The following is a 23,735-nucleotide window of genomic DNA, read 5'->3' as shown; positions in this document are numbered from 1 at the left end:
CACAAACTAAAACCACCCGCCGGAATCTTCTCTTATGCGCCGTAAATAAGATTTGGCAGAGCCAAACTAAGCGCCGGAAACATTGTTATAAGGATCAAAACGACAAACAGCGCGAACATGAATATCCAACTTTCACGCAAGAAGTCGCTGATCTTACACCCTGTTATGCCACATGTAGTAAACATCATCGAGCCAAAGGGAGGCGTTAAACCGCCCAGCATGATGTTGACAATGCAAATCATACCAAAATGAACCTTGTCTACCCCCATTGCGGTGACAACAGGAACCAGAAGCGGCGCAATGATCATTAATGCGGCACCGCCCTCAAGGAACATACCCATAATGAGCAAAATTACGTTGCACAGCAACAGCATGACGTAAACATTCGTGGTGAGAGAAGTGAGTCCACGGGTAACCATCTGCGGAATGCTCTGCCATGTAAGGTAGTAGCCAAACACGCTTGCGGATACCATGATCATTACAACCGAAGAAGCACCTGAAATCGTCTCCTTCATGATGGGGATAAAGTGCTTACGAAAGCTCAGTTTTTTGTACACAAATTTGCCAATGATTATTGTGTATAACACAGCCACAGCACCGCCCTCAGATGGCGTAAACAATCCAATGCGCATGCCAAGGATGATGCCAAAGGGAAATGCCAACCCCCAGAAAGAGATCAGCGCTTGCTTGCCAATTTCTCTTAGGCTAGCACGCTTAGTACGAGAGGGCCGATAGTTACGCTTTTTAGAAATATAAGCAACCCCAAGCATCAAAGCCAGTCCCATTAAAAGGCCGGGCACATAGCCCGATGCAAATACACGACCAAGTGAGCAGCTTGCCAAAAGCGCATAAACGATCAGGTTAACTCCTGGCGGAATAACAGGTGTTGCAGCAGATGAAGCCGCTGTAATTGCTGTTGAAAATGCTTTGGAGTAACCACGCTCTTCCATCTGAGGAACAAGCATTTTACTCTGCATTGCAGCATCTGCATTTGCGGAGCCGGAGCAACCGCCCATTAACATGCTCAAGAGCACATTTACCTGAGCTAAACCACCACGCATATGGCCGGTCAATACTTCGGCAAACTCCATCATTTTCTCACTGATACCGGAGTAATTCATAATGGATCCTGCCATAACAAAGAACGGAATTGCTAGTAAAGAGAAGGATTGCGAACTTGTTAGCACCTTTTGCAAAATCAAATCCATCGGCGAGGTGGTATCAATAAACATAAAATAAAAGAAGGTGGAGCCCAACAACGAATATACGATGGGAATGCCTGCAAAATACAGGACAAACACCAGTACTATTGGCAGATAAACAATAAACTCAGACATCACACCACCCCCTCTTCCTGCTTACGCTTTTGAACAAACCCCAAAATATCTTGCACCATAAAGATAGCGGCCCACATCAGGGACAGGCCAAAGCCCAGCGCCACAGGAACAGTAGTCCACAAAATGGTTACCTGCAGTATGTTTGACAGCTTATTTGCAGAGTTTATAGCATACAAAATACTGTTGTAAGTCAGAGCGCCAAGAATTAAAATGGTGCTGATATGTGTAAAAAGCGTAACAACAGCGTGCGTCTTGGGTGGCAAGTGCTTAACCACTATATCCACACCAAGATGCGCCTTGTTCCGGAATGTTACGGCGCCGCCCATAAATATAGTCCATACAAAACAGGCGGTGGCGACCTCTTCCGACCATGTAATCGGGCTGTTGAGGAAATAACGCATAAACACGTTGAGCAACACCAGTGACGTTGTGGCGATGAGACCGCCGCCTGTAATAATGGCATCCAGATTCATTAGAATCAGTTTAGGCCAGTTTTTCTTCATAGTTCAACTCATTTCCGATTCGGAATCAAATATTTTTACTTTACTTTTACGCCTTGCGAATCTTAGCAAGCTCGCTCAATAAAGTCTCATAAATGCCTTCGGTGCAGCCAGAGTTCTTTACAAGGTCATCATAAACAGGTTTGCAGGCTTTAGCAAAAGCTTCGGCATCTACGTCGTTAAACACAACGCCTTCACTCTTGAGTTTTTCAACGGTAGAGTCATGACTTGCTTCAACGGCTGCACGGCACTCCTTAGCGCCATACTCGAATTCTTCATCAATAATCTTGCGATATTCCTCAGGAATGCTGTTGTAAATATCAGAGTTAATATAAACGCCACGAACAGCGATAAAGTGACGAGTCAGAGCAACCTTCTTAACAACTTCCCATGCGCCGGTATCCTGCAGGGTGGATTCTGAACCTTCAAACCCTTCAACAACACCAGACTGGATAGCAGAAATACACTCGGTAAAGGACATAGGCGTTGCAACACCACCCATAGCGTTAATGGTGTTAATGAACAGAGGGCTCTTTGTGCTGCGCAACTTGGTGCCCTTGAGATCTTCAGGGTTACGTATTTCCTTGTTGGTGCACAGGCTGCGGAAGCCGAACTCATAGTTCAAGGAAAGAATGTGAATACCCTTTTCTTCAGCCTTAGCGGTCAAATCCTTAACGAGATCGGTCTCGCCCATCGCTTCCCACTCGTCATAACTCTGGTATAAGCAAGGGCCTACAAGTGCAGAAAAATCGGGGACATAAGCGCCCAGATAAGATGGTTCTTCTACAGAAATAAAGTTTGCACCACGCACAACTTGTTCGAGTGCATCCTCATAAACAGCAAGTTGGCCCTGACCAAAGACTTCAACCGTAACATGTCCATTGGTCTTTTCGGTAATGCGCTTTCCAATCAGCTCCATAGATTTATAAATCTGCTCGTCCGGTTGGAAAACGTGGCTTAACTTTAGCGTAATCTTAAAATCATCGTTGGCTGTCGCGGAAGAATCAGTGCCAGAGGCAGTGGAAGCTACATTGTTGCTTGCTGCGGAGCCACACCCCGCCAACAAAGCTGCGCAAAGTACAAATGCTACAGAACATTTGATCGCTTTTGCAAATCTTTTCATGTAATCGTCCCTTTCTTAATCTGTTTTTCTGCTTTTGCAAACGGCTTTTTAGAGAGATCTATTTGCAATTTCAAGAATATTCGGTATACGGCGCAATATGGCGCACAAAAAAAGCAAAACGCATTAGCGGAGCATCAATAGATCCACTTTTGCATTTTGCCTCTTCTCACAACTCTAAAGCAAATTCCGCATAAGTCATATTCTCTTAACATTTTTTATCATATCATATCACCTAATTAATGGCAATGTTTTTTTGTTTAATTATATGATTTTGGCTTGTTGCACAAAAAAAAATTGGATATATTTTACATTAATTTAACATAAACTTACACAAACCCGCATTCTAATGCAGTTTTTGCCTACAAAAACAAAAATGTAAAACTCGTGAAAATCCAGTTCACGAGTTTTGTTTCCTCTTTATGGAAAAAATATGAAATGACAAGAGGTTATTCCTACTTAAAGCTCCAGCAGCATCCGCCCCATCTCGCCAAGAGAATCATATATACCATCAGGTTTCACCTTGCTGGTGGCGACATCATCTAATTTTGTCTCGCCAGTTAACACCAACAAGCCCTTGGCGCCATTATTCACGCCTGTGGCCACATCTGTATATATACGGTCGCCCACAAAAGCGATTCGCTCACGCTTTTCACCGGTCTTATCCAACACCATATCAACAGTCTCGCCAAATGGCTTGCCTAAGTATTTTGGCTGTTTGCCTGTAGAAAGTGAAATCGCTGCACAGAAAGCGCCGCAATCCGGAATAAAACCGCCTTCAACAGGGCAGTTGATATCCAAATGGGTGGCAAGAAAAATAGCGCCATTCCGAATAAAGGTGCAGGCACGCTCAAGTTTTTCATAGGTAAGAGTGGTATCGAACGCCACTACTACAATATCCGGCATCTCATTGGTCAGTTTAATACCGTTATTGCTAAAACTTTTCACCAGTGGTTCAGTCCCCACAAGATAAACTGTCTTTTCGGGATAGTGGGTATTGATATAGCGGATAGTCACATCACCCGATGTCATAATCTGATCGCGCGCAATATGGCAGTTCATTTTAGCCAGTTTTTGAATATAAATTTCAGGAGATTTTGAAGAATTGTTTGTAAAGAAAACATAATCTTTACCCGTCTTTTTTACTGCATCAAGAAAATCCAGCGCGCCCTCTAAAATATTGTCACCAAGATAAAATGTACCATCCATATCCAGCACAAATAACTGCGTTTCCCTTAAAAGCAGATGTTTCTTGTCCAATAGTTGTTCCTCCCTGCAGGCGTAGCCCGGTTTCAGTTTTAACATTGACTGTCTCATAATCACAATCTAGTTACAGCTGCCTTCATGGCTAGGTGATAATAAGCTTCTTTTATCTCTCGCCTTTGATTTTTGTTGCACCCACTTAAAAAGCAGACCAAACACACCAGAATAGTTCCGTTCGTGTTTGCCCTGCTCATACTCTAAGGCTTTCATTATGTTGGAGCAAACAGTCATTCGCTCACTATTTGTTTTATGCTAGCACATGAATTTTAAATTGTCAAATATATCATTTTTTGCAACGGCTTAAAATTAAAAGGGCTATAATTCGTTAGAAATTACAAAGATAATAAAAATTTTATTTTAAGAATTTTAAAAAGAAGTGTTGATTTTCTATTTAATACATGATAAAGTAAATAAAAGTTGTTCGCTTAATTTCTAATGCGACATGGCGCTTTGTATTGGGCGTTTTAGTTTAAAATAAGGTAAACCCAGAGAAGAGAGCATGGGTTAAGCGACGATACAAAGTCGTTTAATCAGGCTACTCTTTTTATTTTGCCTTAGCGTACCTTAGAAATAAACTATTTAATTTTATAACGGTACCGCCGTTTATCAAAGGGGGCCATGGGGCTTGGATCAGCTTTTTTACGATACGGTTGCTGCCAACCCAGTCATTGCAGCCATCAAAGACCCCGAAGGGTTAGAGCAGTGCTTAGCTGAGGAAGACATTCAAGTAGTGTTGATCTTGTTTGGTGATATTTGTAACATTAGCGAAATTACTGAGCAAGTTAAAGCCGTTGGAAAGATTGCGTTGGTGCATGTGGATCTCATCACCGGACTATCGAATAAAGAAGTAGCTGTTGATTTTATCCGTCGAAATACTTCAGCCGACGGCATCGTATCGACCCGCCAAAGCTTCATTCGCCGTGCGCGTGATTTACATATGTACACCATTTTACGTGTTTTTGTCATTGATTCGATTGCCCTTTCAAGTCTTGAAAAGCTTGATTGTGTCAAGCCTGATTTTATTGAGATTCTGCCCGGGGTTATGCCCAAAACTATTCGTAAGGTTTGCGCCATCACATCAATTCCAGTTCTAGCAGGCGGGCTTATTGCAGATAAAGAGGACGTTATGAACGCTCTTGAAGCTGGTGCTACCGCCATTTCTACAACCAATCAACAGGTTTGGCAAATGTGAATTTTTAAAAATTATATATTGTTTGTTTCTGACTCTCATTCAGAGTATGAGAAAGCTGTGAGTCAGGCAGTCCCGTTTTAAGTGTTAACGGGGCTGCCTGGCTTTTTATTTTACAATACAGTTTTGCAATTCACCTTTAAACTACTGTAAGGAGTGACAGTTTGTGTATGATATCGTCATTATAGGCGCCGGTGTCACCGGGTGTGCCATCGCTCGTGAGCTTTCTCGCTACAACGCAAGTATCTGTTTGGTTGAGAAATGTGAGGACGTTTGCTGCGGTACATCTAAAGCTAATAGCGCCATTGTACATGCAGGCTACGACGCCGCCTCCGGCAGCCTTATGGCAAAACTCAACGTTGAGGGGAATCGGCTTATGGGCTCGCTCAGCGAAGACTTGGATTTTCCTTTCCGCCGCAACGGTTCGCTGGTCGTTTGCATGAGTGAAGATGGACTCCCCAACCTCAACGAACTTTACCAGAACGGTTTGGCCAATGGCGTTGAGCAACTTCGTATTATCGGCAAAGAAGAATTGCGGTCACTAGAGCCAAATATAAGCCCCTATGCGGTTGCTGCACTCTACGCTCCCACCGGCGGCATCGTTTGTCCTTTTGGATTAACAATTGCACTGGCTGAAAACGCGCATATAAATGGCGTTGAATTTAAATTTAACACTGAGGTTTTGCGATTAGCGTCTAATAATGAAAACGTATGGAGCATCGAGACTAACCATGGAAAAATTCAGACTAAATATGTGGTTAACGCAGCCGGTGTCTACGCAGATTTCATACATAATATGGTTTCCGCCAAGAAAATTCACATAACGCCGCGGCGCGGCGATTACTGCCTCCTCGACAAATCCACCGTCGGTTTTGTTGAAAAAACCATTTTCCAACTACCTGATAAATACGGCAAGGGTGTACTGGTCAGCCCCACTATTCACGGCAACACCATTGTTGGCCCCACCGCCATTGATATTCAAGACCGCGAGGGTACAAATACCACGGCGGAAGGAATTAATGATCTAATAAACAAGGCAAATATCACGGTGAATAATTTGCCCATTCGCCAGGTCATCACCAGTTTTGCCGGCCTACGCGCCCATGAGGACGGCCACGAGTTTGTTATCGGCGAGGTAGAAGATGCGCCCCGTTTTATTGACTGCGCCGGAATAGAATCGCCCGGTCTCTCCTCTGCTCCCGCCATCGGCATCTTGGTAAGTAATTTGCTTTGCAAAAAGCTGCACCTTAACCTTAATCCCAACTTTAATGGCAAACGTAAAAGCGTTTTAGACCCCAAAACCCTTTCGAAGGATGCGTATGCAAAACTCATCAAGGAGAACCCGGCCTACGGTAACATCATCTGTCGCTGTGAGAACGTAACCGAAGGGGAGATTTTAGATGCAATCCATCGCCCGCTCGGGGCAAAAAGCCTGGACGGCATTAAACGCAGAACCCGTGCCGGAATGGGTCGCTGTCAGGCTGGCTTCTGCAGCCCCCGCACCCTCGAAATCCTGTCCCGCGAGCTAGGATTGCCACAGAGTGAAATAACCAAATGCGGAGGCGCCTCCAAGCTCATAGTCGGCACCAGCAAAGACAGGCTTTAAAGAAGGGGATAAAATATGGAGAACTACGATATTGTTATTATTGGCGGTGGTCCTGCCGGTCTTGCCGCTGCTGTTTCAGCATATAATTCGGGCGCACGCAGCATTCTCATACTGGAGCGTGATGACCAACTTGGGGGTATCTTAAACCAGTGTATACATAACGGTTTTGGCCTGCACACATTTAAAGAAGAGCTTACAGGCCCCGAATACGCGACTCGATTTATAAAGCAGGTTCTTGACCGGAAAATCGAATATAAGCTCACAACAATGGTCATGGATATTAGTAAAGATAAGGTTATTACCGCCATGAACCGCGAAGATGGCCTCTTTGAGATTCAGGCAAAGGCCATTATTCTTGCAATGGGTTGCCGCGAGCGTAGCCGTGGCGCGCTCAATATTCCGGGATACCGTCCCGCAGGCATCTATTCCGCCGGCACTGCGCAACGTCTTGTTAACATGGAGGGATTCTTGCCCGGTAGACGTGTCGTCATACTTGGTTCGGGCGACATTGGCCTTATTATGGCACGCCGCATGACGCTTGAAGGTGCGAAAGTTCTTGTTGTGGCAGAGCTGATGCCTTACTCAGGCGGCCTTAAACGAAACATTGTACAATGTCTTAACGATTTTGACATTCCCTTAAAGCTCAGCCATACCGTGGTTAACATTGAAGGAAAAGACCGCGTGACAGGCGTCACCCTTGCCAAAGTGGATAGCCACAACAAACCCATACCAGGAACCGAAGAACACTACGACTGCGACACCCTGCTTCTCTCCTGCGGTCTCATCCCCGAAAACGAGCTCTCCCGCGGAATGGGTGTTTCTCTAAACCCGGTCACAAATGGCCCTACCGTTAACGAAAGCCTCGAGACAAACATCCCTGGTGTATTTGCAGCTGGAAATGTGCTTCATGTTCATGATTTGGTCGACTTTGTATCGGAGGAAGCGACAGCCGCAGGCCGCAATGCTTGGGCATATGTGACTGCTGGGGAATGTAAGTTAGTGCGTCATGAAGTTCCTATATCCTGCGAGAACGGCCCTCGCTACTCGGTACCCAGCACCATTGATCCGGCTCACATGCCCGAACAGCTGACAGTTCGTTTTCGCGTCGGCAATATTATTAGAAACCGTTTTGTCAACGTTTATTTCGATAATGATCAGGTGATGAACCGTAAGCGGCCTGTGATGGCACCGGGTGAGATGGAGGAGCTGCACCTTACTAAAAAGATGTTCGACAGACATCCTAACCTCACCAAAATTACCATTCGGGTAGAGGAGGCCTAAATATGAAATTACAAAATCTCACCTGCATCGGCTGTCCGCTTGGTTGTCCCTTGCAGGTTACAATGGATGACGCTGCCGTTGTTAAGGTTGAGGGTCACACCTGTCCCCGCGGTGACGCATACGCCCGTAAGGAGGTCATCAACCCCACCCGAATTGTAACCAGTACAGTGCGCGTTAAAGGTAGCAAGAATTACATCGGTACCGTTTCTGTAAAAACAACTTCGGATATTCCTAAAAACAAGATATTTGACTGTATCAAAGATATAAAGAATCTCACTGTTTCTGCTCCGATACGAATTGGTGATGTAATTAAAACAAACGTAGCCGAAACCGGTGTAAATATAGTCGCCACTAAAAACGTGCTTTAATTTTCTTTTCAGTAACCATAAACAAAATTTCAAACTGCGAGTCTGGCTATTTGCAGTTTTCAAAGGTGAATAATAATAAGGGTGGCTATTGCCACCCTTATTATTCGCTTATTTGAGCAACGAGAGCCGTTTCAGCCACATGAAAGAAAACGGTGATGTGTCATAAGGAAAACTTACACCCCTACAAGGTTTTACCGCTCATTCAAATGGATATGCTCAAAGGGCTTTTTTTCAGTCATTTGTGCACGCCATATTGCCAATTAATTTTCATCGCGGAATTCTCCTTTCAACAGGCATCCAAAGCTCCATATAAGTTCCTTCTGGAGAGCTATCAAAATATACTTCAGGAGAATAGGCGTCCATTGTAAGCTGATGCTTTTCAAGCCAAAATCCGCTATATAGTCATTTGCCCTTCGATGGAGATTATGCCGGTTACACCCTGCAACAACGAACCAATGTGGATATATGTTACTTTTAATGTAGAAAACAGTTTTTAACCATTCCTTAGAATCTGCTGTTTTATAATTTCTTCTAAACGATATATGAAGCAATCGCAGGAGATAAGATATAGATTGCAAAAGGTATATTCATACCAAATTGCTGTAATGTATTAACTCAATTATAAACCCTATATCCAAATTGACTAAAGAAAATCAAAATACCTGACACAATAGGCTATACAAAAGGTCAGTACCGTAAACTGTACTGTAATTCTTTTATCTGTCATGATTTTATCACCTTATTGCGCTCCGCACAAAATATAAATGATTATATCATAATTTCAACAAAAAAAGAGACATACCTTCCCCTTAGTGGAAAATATGTCTCTTTTGGTGCCGGCGGTGGGACTTGAACCCACACGACGTCGCCGCCAACGGATTTTGAGTCCGCCTCGTCTGCCATTCCGACACGCCGGCACACCAACTATTTGGGTGGTGAATTAACCTCTCGATCGCATCAGCACGAATAGTATTATACAATAAAATGCCTTCAGTTGCAAGCAAAACTTTATTTGAAAAGAAATAATTGCCGGACACAGGAACGTGCGTCCGGCAATACAATTTTAATCAAGTAAGCAGTGTTGTTAAACCCCCAGCAGGTCGCTACATTTTTTCCAGTTCGCCAATACGCTTTTCAAGTTGTGTAATACGCTCAAGCGCCTTTTGCAGGTCTGCAGCTATAGGATCCGGCGTGTGGGTATGATCTAGCTTAGAGGGGTCGAGCCTCTCCCCCGCAATTCGGACTGTTCTTGCGGGCACGCCCACTGCTGTGGAGCATTCGGCCAAGTCATGGAGGAGTACGGCGTTAGCAGCAATTTTACAGTTGTCTGCCACCGTCAACGGGCCCAGCACACGTGCGCCCGCTCCAATCATTACGTTAGAGCCAATTGTGGGATGTCTTTTGCCTTTTTCCTTGCCGGTTCCGCCAAGGGTGACGCCCTGATAAATGGTACAGTTATCTCCCACCTCCGCCGTCTCGCCAATGACGACACCGGAACCGTGATCGATTAAAATACCACGTCCCATTTTTGCGCCGGGGTGAATTTCAACACCGGTCAAAAAACGGGATAGCTGAGAAATAAAGCGCGCAGCAAAATACATTTTGCGATTATAAAGCCAGTGCGCCGGCCTGTGCAATATAATGGCGTGTATACCGGAATACAGCAGCAGTACTTCAATGGAATTTCTCGCTGCGGGATCGCGCTCCTTAACAGCTCTGATATCTTGTTTTATCCCTTCAAACACCGTAAAACCTCCTTCTTTCAATATTCTTAGAAAGGCTAACCTTCGTAATATATCATATTTTTACCGACAATGCAACAAACCTATACTAAAACAGTGACATTTGCTGTTGATAGGGCTGGCGATAACTGCGAATAATATCTTTCATGTTATAAAGAATACCTTTTTGGTCACAAAGCATTGTAAAACGTTGCCAAAGCGCAGCAGCATTAGGGCAGCGACACTCATAGCTGTTGCCATAGCGCCGGGTATATCGCACCCTTAGCCCTGCCCCAGGGAAAAGCTGCTCCAGTGCATCAAAATACCATTCGCGCTGATTTTGTCGTAGCGTCACGCCAAACGCAGGATAGATAAAGCGCGCGCCGCTCTCAGCCGCACGGTTGACAATACCTTCGATATTTTCAATTGAATCCTCCAAAAACGGCAGCACTGGCATCAACAAAATACCAGTAAAAATACCGGCCCGTGACAATGCTTCAATGGCGGTAAAACGACATGAGCTGACCGGTGCGCGTGGTTCAAGCTTTTGGGCAAGGCTATCGTTACAGGTTGTCACCGTCAGTTTACATAATACCGGCGCACTCTCTTTTATCTCGCTGAGAACGTCAATATCCCGGGTAATCAAATCGCTTTTGGTCGCGATTGTCACCCCAAAGCCATAAGCGCTCAAAAGCTCCAGCGCGTGGCGGGTCAATTGCAACTCTCTTTCAAGGGGGTTATAGGGATCACTCATCGCGCCAGTGGCAACCACCCCACTTTTGACCTTTCGCCTTAAATCGTTTTTGATGATTTCAAGGGCATTTTCTTTAACCTTTACCGTATCAAAATTGTCGTCTCCGTAGCAGGCGCTGCGGCTATCGCAATAAATACAGCCATGCGAGCATCCGCGGTAAATATTCATATTATATTCGCTGCCAAACCACGCGGTGCTTTTATTGCGGGTTACAATTGTTTTAGCCGGTATCGTAATCAAATCCGCCACTCCTATCAGCTAGTCTCATGCATTAAGTAAAAACAAGAGGGCGTCGATGCCTAAAGCAACGGCTCCCTCTGTTTTCAAGCAGACGGTCGCATGCCACCGTCTGTAACTATTGGTTCTTAGTAATTATCGCGTTTTTTCCTAACAGCCTTTCGCACTACAATCACAATGCTGGTGACCACCGCAAGCAACAGTAACGCAGGTACCAGCCAGAAGGTAAAGCTCTCATCGTCCGCCAAAAGCTGTTTCCAACCGGCATCAAGCGCCTTGTTCAGCGTGTCATCAAGCGGAACAAAATAGGCAGTCTTGGCAAGCACCTCCTCGGTCGGGTAGGCTATCATATTGGATTTAATCTCATCGTCGAGCAGCTCAAGCGCGGCAAGGTTCGGGGTGGAATAACCGATATACTCACAGTTGGCGGCACCCACAGCGGGTTCGCACATAAAGTTGATATACATTTCGGCGGCTTCTTTCTGCTTGGCGCCCTTAGGAATACACATGCCATCAATAAAGATGTTGGTACCCTCACGAGGGAAGGCGGCGGCCAGCGCAGGATTTTCATCCATCATGGTGATCGCATCACCCGAATAATAAGGTGCAATAGCGGCCTCTCCTGCCCCCATCTTATCAAAGATTTCATCCATGACATAAGCCTGAACAATGGGCTTTTGAGTCTTCAGCAATGCAGTAGCCTTGTCGATCTGCTCCTGATTCTCTGGATTGGTGCCAAAGTCCAGTTTTTTAAGCGCGATGCCATAAGCGTCGCGGGGGTTATTGAACATAAGAATGTTACCCTTATACTTTTCGTTCCAAAGCAAATCCCATGTTTCAACATCGGTATCCGCGGACACCAGATCCGTGTTGTAGATGAGCACAACCGTACCCCAGGTATAGGGGACGGAATGTGCGTTGTCCGGGTCAAAATTCATATTAAGCAGCGTGGGATCTATATTCTTCAAATTGGGGATGTTATCCTTGTTGATCTCTTCTAGCATATCCTCTTTGACCATACGGCCAATCATATACTCGGAGGGAATGATCACATCATAGCTCGAACCACCCGCACGCAGCTTGGCGTAAAGCTCTTCATTTGTCGCATAAAAGGTGTAATTGACCTTGATGCCGGTGAGTTCTTCAAACGCCTCATTGACGTCGAGTGAGTCATCCGCTCCGTCGGAAATATACTCTCCCCAGTTATAAACATTGATGCTGATTTCCTGCCCCTTAAAGCGGCTGTAATAATCCATGTCCAGTTCGGCAAACAGCTCGGCATTATCATAGGCAAGTACAGACAGGTTGCAAAGCGCTACCATCATCAGCGAAAGCATGAGCACAAAAATTTTTTTCATCTATCTATCTCCATTTCTTTGTCGCTAAACTGATATTCCACTAAAAAGGCGATAATTGGCGAGTAGCTTTTTTGTCCCGCAAGAACGATGAGGACAGCGGGCTAGTGCCCGCCGACAACAAAGACGATGCACAACGGAAAAACTGCTGCAAAGTTATCAACTATTTAGTAGGTTGTCAGTATCACAAGCGATTATTTACAGTTTCACGTCAATATGGCTTTTTCTCAGCATCGCGCTTGGCATCCACGTAATTAGAAGCGATCAGAATGAGCATAACCACAATGAACACCACGGTAGAAAGCGCATTGATCTCAGGCGAAACCTTTTTGCGAGTCATGGCATAAATCGTGATCGGCAACGTCGAAAAGGTTGTGCCGGACACAAAATAGCTGATAATGAAATCATCCAGCGAAAAGGTAAACGCCATCAGAAAACCCGATATAATGCCCGGCATAATCTCTGGGATGACCACCTTTGTAAACGCCATCGACGGATTACACCCCAAGTCCAGTGCGGCATTGTAGATGTTTTTATCCATCTGACGCAGCTTGGGCAGCACGTTTAAAATGACGTATGGAATCGAAAAAGTGATGTGCGCCAGAACAAGCGTCAGAAAACCCATCTCAATTGGCAGTCCAAAACGGTCGCGCGCAAAGACGAACAGCAACATAAGTGAAACGCCGGTGACAATCTCGGGGTTTATAATCGGCATATAGGTAATGTTTAAAACCAGCGATTTGACCCAGCGATTCATTGCGTTGATACCAATGGCCGCCAATGTGCCAATAATCGTCGCAAAAACAGCGGAAATTACCGCAATAATCAGAGTGTTGGCCAATGAGGACAAAATCAACTCGTTGGTGAACATCTTTTTATACCAGTCCAGTGTAAAGCCTGTCCAAAGCGCACGTGACTTTGAGGAGTTAAACGAAAAAACAATCAGTACCGCAATCGGCGCATACAGAAAAGCCATGACCAGGCCAAGATAACCGCGACCCAGCAGCGAATTGCGACGTCTCATATAATCATGCCCTCCTTGTCCTCTTCATTGAGTTGGTTGAGCATACTCATGCAGAACAAAATGAGTATCATGAGACCCAGCGAAATAGCCGCACCCAAATTCGGGTTATAGGCATTGCCCAAGAATTGCAGCTCAATGAGATCGCCAATCATCATATTGGAGCCACCGCCCAGCATTCTGGAGATGATAAAGGTCGAAACAGCCGGCACAAACACCATTGTGATTCCGGTCATGATGCCGGGCATCGACAGTGGTAGCACCACGTCTGAAAATACGGTGTGCGACGACGCGCCTAGATCCTGCGCGGCCTCAATCAAGCTGTTGTCAATCTTGGTCATCACCGAATAAAGCGGTAAAATCATAAAAGGCAAATAATTGTAAACCATGCCCAGCACCACTGCACCCTGTGTGTTGATCATTGCGAATGGGCCAACACCAAATAAGCCCATCAGCTTATTGATGATGCCAGTATTCTCTAATAGGGTCATCCACGCGTAGGTGCGCAGCAAAAAGTTCATCCACATTGGCAGCATCACCAGCATCAGACAGCTTCTCTGGCGACGGGGTGCCATGCGCGAAATCATATAAGAGAGCGGATAGGCAATTATCAAACAGATAATGGTGGCGATAAACGCCAGCCAGATCGAGCGAAAGATCACCGCAACATATTCATTGACCGCCGAAATGTTGGCAAAGGTAAAGGCACCGTCCTCAGTAGTGAACGCAAAATAGGTCACGAGCATCAACGGTACAACGGTGAAAAGTACAATCCAGATCAGGTAAGGAACGGCTGTTATTTTACTGTTTTTCATTGCCGCCCTCCGTCATATCCAGAGCCAGCTGATCCTCCTCACGGTCCATGATGTGGATGTCGTTTGGCAGAATGTTCATACCAATCAGCTGGCCGGGTTCGGCCGCCAACGTGTTTTGAATCAGCCAGCGCGTACCCGCACCCTCGACGAGCATCTCATAATGCACGCCCTTAAAGGTGACCGACTCGACCACGCCCGTCAGCATGCCCTGCTCAGCATCGACAATCTTAATATCCTCTGGGCGCACCACAATGTCGACGAGCTGGTCGGGGTCAAAGCCCACGTCGACACATTGAAAGCTGTTGCCGGCAAACTCGACGCAGTAGTCACGGCGCATGATTCCGGGGATGATGTTGCTCTCGCCAATAAAATCAGCGACAAAGGCGCTGACTGGCTCATTGTAAATATCCTGCGGTGTGCCGATCTGCAAAATGTTACCACTCTTCATAACAACCACGCGATCACTCATGGTAAGCGCCTCTTCCTGATCGTGGGTGACATATACAAACGTGATACCAGTTGACTGCTGGATGCGCTTTAACTCGATCTGCATCTCCTTGCGCAGTTTTAGATCCAGCGCACCAAGCGGCTCGTCGAGCAGCAGCACGCGGGGGTGGTTGACCAACGCTCTCGCAATAGCGATGCGTTGCTGCTGACCACCTGAAAGTTGATTAATATTGCGGCGCTCAAAACCTTTAAGCCCCACAAGTTCAAGCATTTCCTTAACTTTGGCGCGGCGCTCAGGTTGCGGTATTTTTTTAATTTTAAGGCCGAACTCAACGTTTTCAAAAACATTGAGATGCGGGAATAGTGCATAGCGCTGAAAGACAGTGTTGACTGGGCGCTTGTAAGGCGGCAGGTCGTTGATTCGCACGCCGTCAAAAAAAATATCACCCTCAGTGGCCTCGACGAAACCGCCGATGATTCGCAGTGTGGTGGTTTTTCCACACCCCGAAGGCCCTAATAGTGTGATGAACTCTTTGTCCCGAATTTCGAGGTTGATGTGGTTTAAAACCTGTTCCCCGTCATACGACACAGCGATGTCCCGAAGGACGATTAAATTATCCATGATCATTTCCCCTTTGCGGAATTAAAGTCTTAGCGGCGGTCGTTTTTAGTCGGTCGCCATATGACCCCACAGCCCTTTTCATGCCGCCACCCGCAAAAGGTTTTCCTATCCCGCACAAGCGAAAGCCCGGGCGAAATGTAGGTCGGCACATACGACACTGTGTTGAAAATATTACATTAAAATACAATCATTACTATAACATATCCATGATGTTTGTCAATGATCTAATCAAATTTCTTTATTTTAACGAATTTTAGGCGCTTTTCCCTCGCAATCTGCGCTTTATGTCGCTTTTATTCGCTTATGCTTACGTTTACGAATAAAGTTTTCTTAAAAACAAGCAATCGGGCGGCAAAATGACATGCATTTCACCGCCCTGTTAACAAAATTAATAGTAATATTCTAATTTATAGAAGTAGGGGTACTCCTTCATTAACGTAGCCAATGTTGTGCGGTAGTTCGAACCCGGGTCGTTGATCAGAAATCCCGAGGTGCTCAGCGTGTTACCACCGGTATAACCTTTAACCACAACCCAATGCATGCGGCCCGTCGAGGTTTTTGCCCCTAAAATGACCGGCTTACCGACACTGAGTTGCTGATACAGTACCGAAAGGTAATTAGAACCGATGTACTTTTGATAGTGACTTGGCCAGTAAACGTCGCCTGAGGCATTGTAAGAAAGCTGATTGAGCATGGTGGCCGGGGTTACCGCACTGCTGCCCTTGCGATAGCTTTCTGTATCAGCCAGCGCCGTGGTCACACATCCGATGGCGCTGAGCGTTTTGCCCGATCTGCCAACCTTTAACGAGGCCCACCGACTGTCATACTGTTTGTAATCCGGTACCGGCAGCGTGATCGCCTTATAAGTAACGGGCGCATTCTCCTGTGTCAGCGCATAATCCGAAACGTATGCGCTGCTGGCATAACCAATTGCCGTTCCGTTATAGAGAACCCGGCTCCAGCCGTTGTTTTCTGAAAGTACAACCAGCCCTGTTCCCTTGGGAAGCCGCGCCTCCACCGAATAATCCGTACTTCCTCCCGTGCGGATATTGAGTGCGCCGCTTGAAGTAGCGACATAGCCCGCGCGGCTTGAAGATATCTGTGTTATGTAATTCGCGTGACAGTATCCAAACTTACCCGTTGAATATTCGACATACCACCAGGAACCTGATTTTGATAGAAGCGTAACCGTGCTGTCCTTCGGGAGCGTCGCTACGATGGCAGATTCGACAGAGGCTGCGGTCCTGACCATAAGTGGACTGGATACGGTGCTAACAACACCCGCTGTCGCCCCTGCTCCGGCCGCTGCGGACTGCACCGCAAATCCGGACAGTGACGCAGCCAAAACGGCTGCCAAAAACAGTGTTTTTAGGTATTTTTTCAATATTTTTACCTATCCTTTCCGTTATTTTAATGCTATATTTGTCCCCCTTTCCAGTTCAATGCTAGCATATTTACAATCCCATTTCCGCAGTAAATATCTTCCCTTAGGGCGCTTTCGACGCTTTTGTCAATCATTTCTTTAGAATTGAGGAAAAATCCAGAAAAAGTATATTTTAAAAATTGGAAAAGCTAAAAGTTACCCGGTATAAATAATAGACGCACACAAATAATAATGACAGTCCCAAATAAAAGCGAGGTGAAATGCAATGGACAAATCCGCTAATAAAAATATTGGATGTACTGTTTCTCAGTGCGCACATCACTGTAAGTCTGAAAACTTTTGTTCTCTGCCGCAAATCAATGTGGGCACCCACGAGCCAAATCCTACACTGATTGAATGTACCGACTGTAATTCCTTTAAGTTACAATCTTAAGTCGGTCTAACCGAAAACGCTCCTATCGCAAAAGCCGTGTTAAGCGGCCTGCAATAGGAGCGTTTGCTTGATTTTAAAATTTAGCTCTTTTTGGGGGAAGGATTAGGCTTGACTTCCATCGTCATCTTGTTGGTCGAAATTTCATTAGAGGGCATCAATTTCGCCATTACAACCATGCGGTAGTTGTCCTTGTCGGCGGCGTTATAAAGACCGGTGCAGGTAGAAAGAGTAAGAATTTTGTCGTTCTCGTCTACCGGTACATCAATAATGTACTCGCTTCTGGCCTTCGCCTCGCTGATAATGTTTTTAAACTCGGGATCGGTGGGGTTATCCTGAATATAATTAAAATCAATATGGGTATAGAATACCGCAAATACCTGCCAAACCAGATCATCCTCGGTGGTGGAGAAGTAGATATAAGGGTTGTTGCGGACAAAATCAATATCCTTCGCGTAGTGGAAAAGCTGCGAGAACTTTTTGCCTTCGGGGTTGTCCTTATAATCGGAGTGGCCGTAGATGATGGTGTTCTTGCTCAGATCATCACGGGCACCCAGGTTGTTGCGGAAGTCTGCATAATAGCAGCCAAAGATCGAATATTCCTTGTCCTCAGTCAGACGTAGATAATAGTCGTTGTCCTTGGCCTGTACTACAGCATCATCAATCTCGGTGTTGGGAATGTAAAGCCAGCCCTTGGTATCGGCGTTGCGCTTAATGCCCTCGTCAATCTTCTCAATCTGGAATACACGCACCACGTCGGCGTCATCATCCTCGTCTTCAACAGTGGAGGATGAGCTCGTCGGCTCGGAGGAGGGTTCTTCGGACGAAGACGGCTTCTTTCCACAGCCGGTAAATGTAAGCGCCATTGCCAGCACCAACATAAGAGCAATTAGTTTTGTGGAAAACATTTTGTTCATCTGTAATTCCTCTTTTTCTCTTTTAAATTTGTTAAGTTACTTGTCCCATATCAAAACACTACACAACAGTTTAATAAAAAGGTGGTTGCCTGTCAAGTAAAACAAACGCCGTAAAAATTAAAAGTCATAGCAAAATACGACGCTTCGTGTTATGATAATACAACACAGCTACTATTTGAAAAACAAAGCTGGTTTTCGTTTAAAGGTTGTCGAAAAAAGCGCTCAAAGAAAGGATATATGAGAATGAAATTGCTTTCAATCGCGTTAGGATGCCTATTTTTGACCTTTTCCCTTCTGACCTTTGCGATGTGCGCCATCGACAAAAATGCAGCTCGGCATGAGAGACGGCGCATACCTGAAAAACGCTTCTTTTTATTGGCACTGTGCGGCGGCGGTGCGGGACTTTGGTGCGGAATGCTCTGTTTCCGCCACAAAACAAAGCACTGGTATTTCTGGGTTATCGCCGTTTCAACAACGCTCGTCCAGTTCTCTCTTTTGGTCTGGATGGCACTTAAAGTCGGCGGTACGATATAAATGTGGGATATGTTGCTGCAATATATTGCAACCTAAAAAAAATTAACAGAAAATACATAATTTACATTGAAATTTCGGTTTCTAATTCGGAGGATACATGCGTTATAAAACGATTCTATTTGATGCAGATGGAACACTGCTTGATTTTTCAGCGGCACAGGACCAAGCGTTCTTGACGAGCTGTGCCCAGTTTCAGATAGTTGCCGATACAGAGCTGGCACAGCGCTATGACAAAGTTAACCAATCGTTGTGGGAACGGCTGGAACGCAAGGAAATCACCCGCTCTCAGCTTATTGATACGCGTTTTCAACTGTTTTTTGATCAGGTGGGCATAACCGACGTCGACCCGGTTGCCTTTAGCCGTCATTACGCACAGGGTCTTTCGCATGGTTTCAACCTGATTGAGGGCGCTATTCCAGTGTTGCAGGCTCTCCAGCCGCATTTTCAGCTGGTTATCATCACAAACGGCATTGCGGAGGTGCAGAAAATCCGCTTGGCGGGCGCTGCGCTTGATCATTACTTTTCAAATATTATCATTTCCGGGGAAATTGGTTTTGAAAAGCCCGACGCAGTCTTTTTTGAACAGGCGCTTTTACGCTCTGGCGTGACTGATCCTGCTCAGGCACTGGTTGTAGGCGATTCGCTTTCCGCAGACATTGCGGGTGGCAACGGTTTTGGCCTTGATACCTGCTGGTATAATCCCAAGGGTGCGCCCGTGCCGGAAGAACCCAAACCAACCTATACTATCCAAAACCTTTACGAACTACTTTCGTTACTTAAAGCTCCTGCACATCTATAAGCAGCCCGTATTATCAGTAAATTTTTCGACGCCTGAATTGTATTTTTAAAGTTTTTATGACACAGGTGCCAAGAAATGAGGCCATATCCATATGTATCACAAGCTTTCCACCTCGCCCCTGCTGCCGAGTATGCTGCTGCTTTCGGTGGCTTTTATCTGGGGCGGTGGCTTTATTTTCACGAACATTGCAGTGCAGTGTGGCATCTCTCCGGCGCTGTTGCTCACACTGCGTTTTTTTATACCCGCCGCGATCATGGCTGTGCTTTTTAACAAAGAGCTGGCCATTTCTAGCCTCGAAGACTTGAAATTCGGCCTGATAGCGGGTACGATATTATTTGTCGCATTTATCTGTCAGACTTATGGTATCAAATTTACCACACCGGCCAACAACGCTTTTTTGACCGCCACCAACGTGATTATGGTGCCATTTTTAAGCCTGATTTTGTTTAAACAAAAGCCGGGATTGCGCTCAACGGTGAGTGCCTTCATCTGTTTTGTTGGTGCCTCCGTGCTCTCGTGGTCGCCGGGGGTGGGGCTTACCTTTAATATCGGCGATTGGCTTTCGCTGTTGTGCGCGTTTTTATTTGCTTGCCATTACGCCTACCTTGGTGTTTCGGCAAAGCGGATACGCAGCGCTGCAGTTTTAAGTTTTTTTCAGTTAGCGGTGGTGTCTGCCCTCTCATTGGCAACATTTCTAATTTTTGAGCGGCCGCTATTTTCGGCGGCAGCATTAAAATCTGGCATGGGTGCCATATTATATCTTGCATTGTTATCCACCGGCTATTGCTATTTTGTTCAAAGCTGGGCACAGCGCCGGTTTTCCGCCTCGGGCACCGCGATTATTCTCTCGACCGAGGGACTGTTCGGCAGCCTGCTTTCAGTACTTTGGGGCTTTGACGAGCCCACCATTATGCTGCTGGCGGGCGGCGGCATTATTTTGTTTTCAGTTATATTGGTGCAATTGGATTTTGATGAAATAAAGCGTCTATTAAATAAAAATGCTCAATCGGATTGATCGAAATACAGATTTTGAAAAGGAGTAAAACGGTTTTGAATGTTTATTTGGACATGTTCTGGGCCTTTTTCTGCATTGGAGGTCTAACCTTCGGTGGCGGCTATGCCATGCTGCCCATGCTGGAGCGCGAAATTGTTGACCGCCGCCATTGGACGACCTCTGAGGAGCTGCTCGATTTTTACGCCGTGGGACAATGTACGCCCGGCATCATTGCGGTTAACGTTGCAACGCTGATTGGTTTTCGGCAAAAGCGCTATCTGGGTGCTTTTTTCTGTACCGCAGGTGTTGTGGCACCGTCGTTTATTATCATCACCCTCATTGCAGGGGCGCTTAAAGCCGTCGCCGGTAATGCAATTGTAGCGCATGCTTTTGGTGGAATCCGCATCGCGGTCTGTGTATTGGTTGTTGCGGCGGTTGTCAAACTGTTTAAGCCCAGCGTCAAAGATAAATTGACCGCAGTCATTTTTGTTGCCACCTTTATTGCTATGATCCTGATTGATATCTCGCCTATTACCATTGTTATCATCGCCGGTCTGCTCGGCTTTTTCGCAAAGCGATTGGTTTCAAAGGGAGGCGATAAAGCATGACCTATCTTCTTTTATTTGTGGAATTCTTTAAAACCGGCCTGTTCGCCATCGGCGGTGGGTTGGCTACCCTGCCCTTTCTGTTTGACATGGCCGAGCGCTATCCCTGGTTCGACCGCGCCATGCTGGTGGACATGATTGCAGTTGCGGAATCAACGCCTGGGCCCATCGGAGTTAATGTTGCAACCTATGCCGGTTTTACCGCCGGCGGCTTGTTGGGCGGTCTGATCGCCACCTTTGGTCTCGTTTTGCCGTCTTATATCGTCATTGTGATCGTCGCGCAGTTTCTTGCCAAATTTTCAAGCAGCCCAGTCGTCAAGTCCGTGTTTTATGGCATACGCCCAGCGGCCACCGGTATGATCGCTGCCGCAGGTTTTTCTGTATTGCGCAGTACGCTGCTGTACACCGACCGCTTTGCAGGTTTTAACAGCCTGCTTTCGGTGCTGAACATCCCGGCCATTATTTTGTTTGCTGTGATCTATTATCTTTATGTGCGTTTCAAAAAACACCCGATATTTTATATTGCAGGCGCTGCAGCTATCGGCATTATTTTCAAACTGTAATACTTTAAAATTAAAAAGATTCTTCGCCGTTATAAATGCGTAACTGCGAAGAATCTTTTTATTTGTTTTTGATCAGTTTATCCATTCGTGCGTTGGTTTTGACGCTGCCGTCCGGCATTACCCAGAGTGCAGCTATTTTTTCACGTTCAGCGATGTCATAACTATGAGACCAGTCGGCCAAAAACAGCGCCGTAGAAAATAAATCAGCTTCACCTGCGTTGTTACAAGCCACTGTCACGCTACGATAATATCGTGCGGGAAAAAGCGTTTGCGGATCGATTAGGTGATGGTACCGCTGATCCTGATACCAAAAAAAGCGCTGATAATCCCCACTGGTGGCTACCGCCATATCGTTGATGAACAAAGTCCCCAGCGTGTCGTCATCACCCAAAATCGCTGCATCGGGGTTTTGAACCCCGATGCGCCAGCAGGTTTTGCCCACAGGCGGAGAAAACACCCGGATGTTGCCACCACTTGATATCGCCAACCGAGTTAGCCCATTTGCTGCCAATTCACGCCCCACCAGTTCTGTGGCGTAACCTTTGGCAACCGCGCCTACATCCAGCAAAGCTCCGCTTGAAAGCAGAGCGGCACTTTGGGTTTTTTTATTTAATTTCAGTAGCGACACGTCGGTGTTTTTCACCGCCTCTTGTAGCGCTTTTATGCCGGGCGGTGTACCTGGGCCGTTCTGGGCGTAAACAATCTGTTTGCGCCATAGTTCGGTCACTGAGCCAAAGGTGGGAATCACCAAAGAATCCGTTTTTGCCGCACCGGCTTGCGCAAAGGAGAGCAGGTCAAAAAGCGCTTTTGAAACATGAATTTCTCCCTGTCCGGCCATTCGGTTGAGCGTGGCTAAATTGACAATTGTGCCCGGTTCTAAAAACCTGTCATAATCGTGGCTAAGCTCGGTAAACCTAGCTATAGCGGTTTCGGTTAACGCATCGAACTGCTGTCTGGATTCTGCATTTGCGGTGATGGTAATCATGGAATCAAAAGCGCCCCAAAACGTCACGGTGTATCGTGGGCTGCGTTCGGGGCGAGTCAACAACATTAAAATTATCGTCAATATAAATAAAAATCGCTTCATAACACACCTTCATCCGCTCTCCAATTGTAGCTTTCCCATGCTGATATTTTTTATCGCAGAAACTTTCGGCAAAAGAAATGCTAAAAACAATAACAGGAGGAAATGTAATGAAACGGTTATCTATCACGGCGGTAGTAGCAGCATGCTGCCTTTTAGCAGCGTGCGCTTCTCCCTCAACTAGTACCTCTCCAAGCGGTTCTGTTAGCAGCCAACCGTCGTCGTCTTCTTCAGTTGCAGGATCACAATCAAGCGGCGATGTGCTGGTTGGCTTAGGTGTCGTGTCCACCACATCGGAATCCAGCTCCGCCAGTGCCGAAACCGCCGGCAATGCCAAATTTAATGTGGCTGTCTGCGCACTCAGCACGGATGCAGATGGCAAGATTTTGGACGTCAAGTTTGATACACTGCAGGCGAGCGTGGGTTTTGATATCAGCGGCGCGCTGACCGGCGACATGACGTCGGAAATTAAAACCAAAAAAGAACTTGGCGATGCCTATGGTATGAAGAAGGCATCTGGAATCCAAAAAGAATGGTACGAGCAAATTGCAGCGCTTGAAGACTGGATGCGCGGCAAAACTGTAGATGATGTTTTGGCGATGAAGGTCACCGAGCGTGACGCGGAACACAAACATGTACCGGACGAGGCCGACCTTAAAACGTCGGTGACCATTTCTGTAACCGACCAACTTCGCGCGCTTGAAAAAGCTTATTCTAACGCAAAATAGTGATTCAAAAATGCAAAAAGTCCTCCGCAAAGCAACCGCTTGCGGAGGGTTTTTTTGCAAA

Annotated in this window: 24 protein-coding genes, 1 tRNA gene and 1 pseudogene; 11 read left to right on the top strand and 15 right to left on the bottom strand. The window is 46.1% G+C overall.

Annotated elements, in window-relative coordinates; all coding sequences use genetic code 11:
* Positions 1-32: 32 nt before the first annotated feature.
* The 4 genes from RBH76_00660 to RBH76_00645 all read right to left on the bottom strand — a co-directional run bounded on the left by RBH76_00660 (position 33) and on the right by RBH76_00645 (position 4,166).
* Positions 33-1,337, bottom strand: a complete 1,305-nt coding sequence (locus tag RBH76_00660; GenBank protein WMJ83966.1) for a TRAP transporter large permease — start codon at positions 1,335-1,337, stop codon at positions 33-35.
* Positions 1,337-1,840 (bottom strand): TRAP transporter small permease, encoded by a 504-nt coding sequence (locus RBH76_00655; GenBank protein WMJ83965.1) that lies wholly within the window; start codon positions 1,838-1,840, stop codon positions 1,337-1,339. Before RBH76_00655 ends, RBH76_00660 begins: the two co-directional genes overlap by 1 nt.
* Positions 1,841-1,886: 46 nt before the next feature.
* Positions 1,887-2,960, bottom strand: a complete 1,074-nt coding sequence (locus RBH76_00650; GenBank protein ID WMJ83964.1) for a C4-dicarboxylate TRAP transporter substrate-binding protein — start codon at positions 2,958-2,960, stop codon at positions 1,887-1,889.
* Between the two features lie 456 nt (positions 2,961-3,416).
* Positions 3,417-4,166 (bottom strand): HAD-IIA family hydrolase, encoded by a 750-nt coding sequence (locus RBH76_00645; GenBank protein ID WMJ85175.1) that lies wholly within the window; start codon positions 4,164-4,166, stop codon positions 3,417-3,419.
* Positions 4,167-4,845: 679 nt separating this feature from the next.
* Here RBH76_00645 and RBH76_00640 point away from each other — a divergent pair.
* The 4 genes from RBH76_00640 to RBH76_00625 all read left to right on the top strand — a co-directional run bounded on the left by RBH76_00640 (position 4,846) and on the right by RBH76_00625 (position 8,664).
* Positions 4,846-5,412: a glycerol-3-phosphate responsive antiterminator gene (locus RBH76_00640; protein WMJ83963.1), complete on the top strand. Its 567-nt coding sequence runs from the start codon at positions 4,846-4,848 to the stop codon at positions 5,410-5,412.
* Positions 5,413-5,575: 163 nt separating this feature from the next.
* Complete coding sequence (locus RBH76_00635) at positions 5,576-7,015, top strand: NAD(P)/FAD-dependent oxidoreductase (protein WMJ83962.1); 1,440 nt, start codon at positions 5,576-5,578, stop codon at positions 7,013-7,015.
* A gap of 15 nt (positions 7,016-7,030) precedes the next feature.
* Positions 7,031-8,296, top strand: coding sequence for an FAD-dependent oxidoreductase (locus tag RBH76_00630; protein ID WMJ83961.1), 1,266 nt, complete (start codon positions 7,031-7,033; stop codon positions 8,294-8,296).
* A 2-nt stretch (positions 8,297-8,298) separates the two neighbouring features.
* Entirely contained in the window at positions 8,299-8,664 is a 366-nt protein-coding gene (locus RBH76_00625) for a DUF1667 domain-containing protein (GenBank protein WMJ83960.1), read from the top strand.
* Between the two features lie 437 nt (positions 8,665-9,101).
* Here the strand turns inward: RBH76_00625 and RBH76_00620 are convergent.
* The 9 genes and pseudogenes from RBH76_00620 to RBH76_00580 form a co-directional block, all read right to left on the bottom strand.
* Positions 9,102-9,391: pseudogene (locus RBH76_00620) on the bottom strand (CPBP family intramembrane glutamate endopeptidase).
* 104 nt (positions 9,392-9,495) lie between these two features.
* A tRNA-Leu gene (locus RBH76_00615) sits at positions 9,496-9,581 on the bottom strand.
* Positions 9,582-9,767: 186 nt separating this feature from the next.
* Positions 9,768-10,409, bottom strand: coding sequence for a serine O-acetyltransferase (gene cysE / locus RBH76_00610; GenBank protein WMJ83959.1), 642 nt, complete (start codon positions 10,407-10,409; stop codon positions 9,768-9,770).
* 85 nt (positions 10,410-10,494) lie between these two features.
* The gene (locus tag RBH76_00605; GenBank protein ID WMJ83958.1) at positions 10,495-11,379 is read right to left on the bottom strand and encodes a radical SAM protein; all 885 of its coding nucleotides are present in this window, start codon (positions 11,377-11,379) and stop codon (positions 10,495-10,497) included.
* A 125-nt stretch (positions 11,380-11,504) separates the two neighbouring features.
* Positions 11,505-12,734, bottom strand: a complete 1,230-nt coding sequence (locus tag RBH76_00600; GenBank protein WMJ83957.1) for a spermidine/putrescine ABC transporter substrate-binding protein — start codon at positions 12,732-12,734, stop codon at positions 11,505-11,507.
* A gap of 208 nt (positions 12,735-12,942) precedes the next feature.
* A complete protein-coding gene (locus RBH76_00595) occupies positions 12,943-13,755 on the bottom strand; it encodes an ABC transporter permease (protein ID WMJ83956.1) in 813 nt (270 codons plus the stop codon).
* On the bottom strand, positions 13,752-14,567 hold the full coding sequence (locus tag RBH76_00590) for an ABC transporter permease (protein WMJ83955.1): 816 nt from the start codon (positions 14,565-14,567) through the stop codon (positions 13,752-13,754). The genes RBH76_00595 and RBH76_00590 overlap by 4 nt, the downstream gene beginning before the upstream one ends.
* Positions 14,554-15,639 carry an ABC transporter ATP-binding protein gene (locus tag RBH76_00585; protein ID WMJ85174.1) on the bottom strand — a complete coding sequence of 362 codons (1,086 nt, stop codon included), beginning with the start codon at positions 15,637-15,639 and terminating at the stop codon, positions 14,554-14,556. The genes RBH76_00590 and RBH76_00585 overlap by 14 nt, the downstream gene beginning before the upstream one ends.
* A gap of 385 nt (positions 15,640-16,024) precedes the next feature.
* Complete coding sequence (locus RBH76_00580; protein WMJ83954.1) at positions 16,025-17,020, bottom strand: SH3 domain-containing protein; 996 nt, start codon at positions 17,018-17,020, stop codon at positions 16,025-16,027.
* Between the two features lie 265 nt (positions 17,021-17,285).
* On the opposite strand from RBH76_00580, the gene RBH76_00575 reads away from it, so the two are divergent.
* The gene (locus tag RBH76_00575; GenBank protein ID WMJ83953.1) at positions 17,286-17,453 is read left to right on the top strand and encodes a DUF1540 domain-containing protein; all 168 of its coding nucleotides are present in this window, start codon (positions 17,286-17,288) and stop codon (positions 17,451-17,453) included.
* A gap of 80 nt (positions 17,454-17,533) precedes the next feature.
* Here the strand turns inward: RBH76_00575 and RBH76_00570 are convergent, their stop codons facing one another.
* On the bottom strand, positions 17,534-18,367 hold the full coding sequence (locus tag RBH76_00570; protein WMJ83952.1) for a class B sortase: 834 nt from the start codon (positions 18,365-18,367) through the stop codon (positions 17,534-17,536).
* Positions 18,368-18,646: 279 nt separating this feature from the next.
* Between RBH76_00570 and RBH76_00565 the strand changes: the two genes are divergently transcribed.
* The 5 genes from RBH76_00565 (at position 18,647) to RBH76_00545 (ending at position 21,862) form a co-directional block, all read left to right on the top strand.
* Entirely contained in the window at positions 18,647-18,901 is a 255-nt protein-coding gene (locus tag RBH76_00565; protein ID WMJ83951.1) for a DUF1294 domain-containing protein, read from the top strand.
* 97 nt (positions 18,902-18,998) lie between these two features.
* On the top strand, positions 18,999-19,700 hold the full coding sequence (locus RBH76_00560) for a YjjG family noncanonical pyrimidine nucleotidase (GenBank protein WMJ83950.1): 702 nt from the start codon (positions 18,999-19,001) through the stop codon (positions 19,698-19,700).
* Positions 19,701-19,791: 91 nt separating this feature from the next.
* On the top strand, positions 19,792-20,715 hold the full coding sequence (locus tag RBH76_00555) for a DMT family transporter (GenBank protein WMJ83949.1): 924 nt from the start codon (positions 19,792-19,794) through the stop codon (positions 20,713-20,715).
* Positions 20,716-20,750: 35 nt separating this feature from the next.
* A complete protein-coding gene (locus RBH76_00550; protein ID WMJ83948.1) occupies positions 20,751-21,302 on the top strand; it encodes a chromate transporter in 552 nt (183 codons plus the stop codon).
* Positions 21,299-21,862: a chromate transporter gene (locus RBH76_00545; protein WMJ83947.1), complete on the top strand. Its 564-nt coding sequence runs from the start codon at positions 21,299-21,301 to the stop codon at positions 21,860-21,862. Before RBH76_00550 ends, RBH76_00545 begins: the two co-directional genes overlap by 4 nt.
* 58 nt (positions 21,863-21,920) lie before the next feature.
* Here RBH76_00545 and RBH76_00540 read toward each other — a convergent pair whose 3' ends face one another.
* On the bottom strand, positions 21,921-22,949 hold the full coding sequence (locus RBH76_00540) for an FAD:protein FMN transferase (GenBank protein ID WMJ83946.1): 1,029 nt from the start codon (positions 22,947-22,949) through the stop codon (positions 21,921-21,923).
* 107 nt (positions 22,950-23,056) lie between these two features.
* On the opposite strand from RBH76_00540, the gene RBH76_00535 reads away from it, so the two are divergent.
* Entirely contained in the window at positions 23,057-23,674 is a 618-nt protein-coding gene (locus tag RBH76_00535; protein WMJ83945.1) for a hypothetical protein, read from the top strand.
* The last annotated feature ends 61 nt before the right edge of the window (positions 23,675-23,735 follow it).

The sequence above is a fragment of the Oscillospiraceae bacterium MB24-C1 genome, from assembly GCA_030913685.1.
GTDB lineage: Bacteria > Bacillota > Clostridia > Oscillospirales > Ruminococcaceae > Yanshouia.
This window is presented reverse-complemented; position numbering and strand designations above follow the sequence as displayed.

Bases quoted from the DNA above. Each gene is read 5' to 3' on its own strand.
- RBH76_00540 (WMJ83946.1), bottom strand. From the start codon at position 22,949: ATGAAGCGATTTTTATTTATATTGACGATAATTTTAATGTTGTTGACT.
- RBH76_00590 (WMJ83955.1), bottom strand. From the start codon at position 14,567: ATGAAAAACAGTAAAATAACAGCCGTTCCTTACCTGATCTGGATTGTA.
- RBH76_00655 (WMJ83965.1), bottom strand. From the start codon at position 1,840: ATGAAGAAAAACTGGCCTAAACTGATTCTAATGAATCTGGATGCCATT.
- RBH76_00630 (WMJ83961.1), top strand. From the start codon at position 7,031: ATGGAGAACTACGATATTGTTATTATTGGCGGTGGTCCTGCCGGTCTT.
- RBH76_00545 (WMJ83947.1), top strand. From the start codon at position 21,299: ATGACCTATCTTCTTTTATTTGTGGAATTCTTTAAAACCGGCCTGTTC.
- RBH76_00535 (WMJ83945.1), top strand. From the start codon at position 23,057: ATGAAACGGTTATCTATCACGGCGGTAGTAGCAGCATGCTGCCTTTTA.
- RBH76_00570 (WMJ83952.1), bottom strand. From the start codon at position 18,367: ATGAACAAAATGTTTTCCACAAAACTAATTGCTCTTATGTTGGTGCTG.
- RBH76_00600 (WMJ83957.1), bottom strand. From the start codon at position 12,734: ATGAAAAAAATTTTTGTGCTCATGCTTTCGCTGATGATGGTAGCGCTT.
- RBH76_00625 (WMJ83960.1), top strand. From the start codon at position 8,299: ATGAAATTACAAAATCTCACCTGCATCGGCTGTCCGCTTGGTTGTCCC.
- RBH76_00560 (WMJ83950.1), top strand. From the start codon at position 18,999: ATGCGTTATAAAACGATTCTATTTGATGCAGATGGAACACTGCTTGAT.
- RBH76_00660 (WMJ83966.1), bottom strand. From the start codon at position 1,337: ATGTCTGAGTTTATTGTTTATCTGCCAATAGTACTGGTGTTTGTCCTG.
- RBH76_00575 (WMJ83953.1), top strand. From the start codon at position 17,286: ATGGACAAATCCGCTAATAAAAATATTGGATGTACTGTTTCTCAGTGC.
- RBH76_00645 (WMJ85175.1), bottom strand. From the start codon at position 4,166: ATGGATGGTACATTTTATCTTGGTGACAATATTTTAGAGGGCGCGCTG.
- RBH76_00650 (WMJ83964.1), bottom strand. From the start codon at position 2,960: ATGAAAAGATTTGCAAAAGCGATCAAATGTTCTGTAGCATTTGTACTT.
- RBH76_00595 (WMJ83956.1), bottom strand. From the start codon at position 13,755: ATGAGACGTCGCAATTCGCTGCTGGGTCGCGGTTATCTTGGCCTGGTC.
- RBH76_00555 (WMJ83949.1), top strand. From the start codon at position 19,792: ATGTATCACAAGCTTTCCACCTCGCCCCTGCTGCCGAGTATGCTGCTG.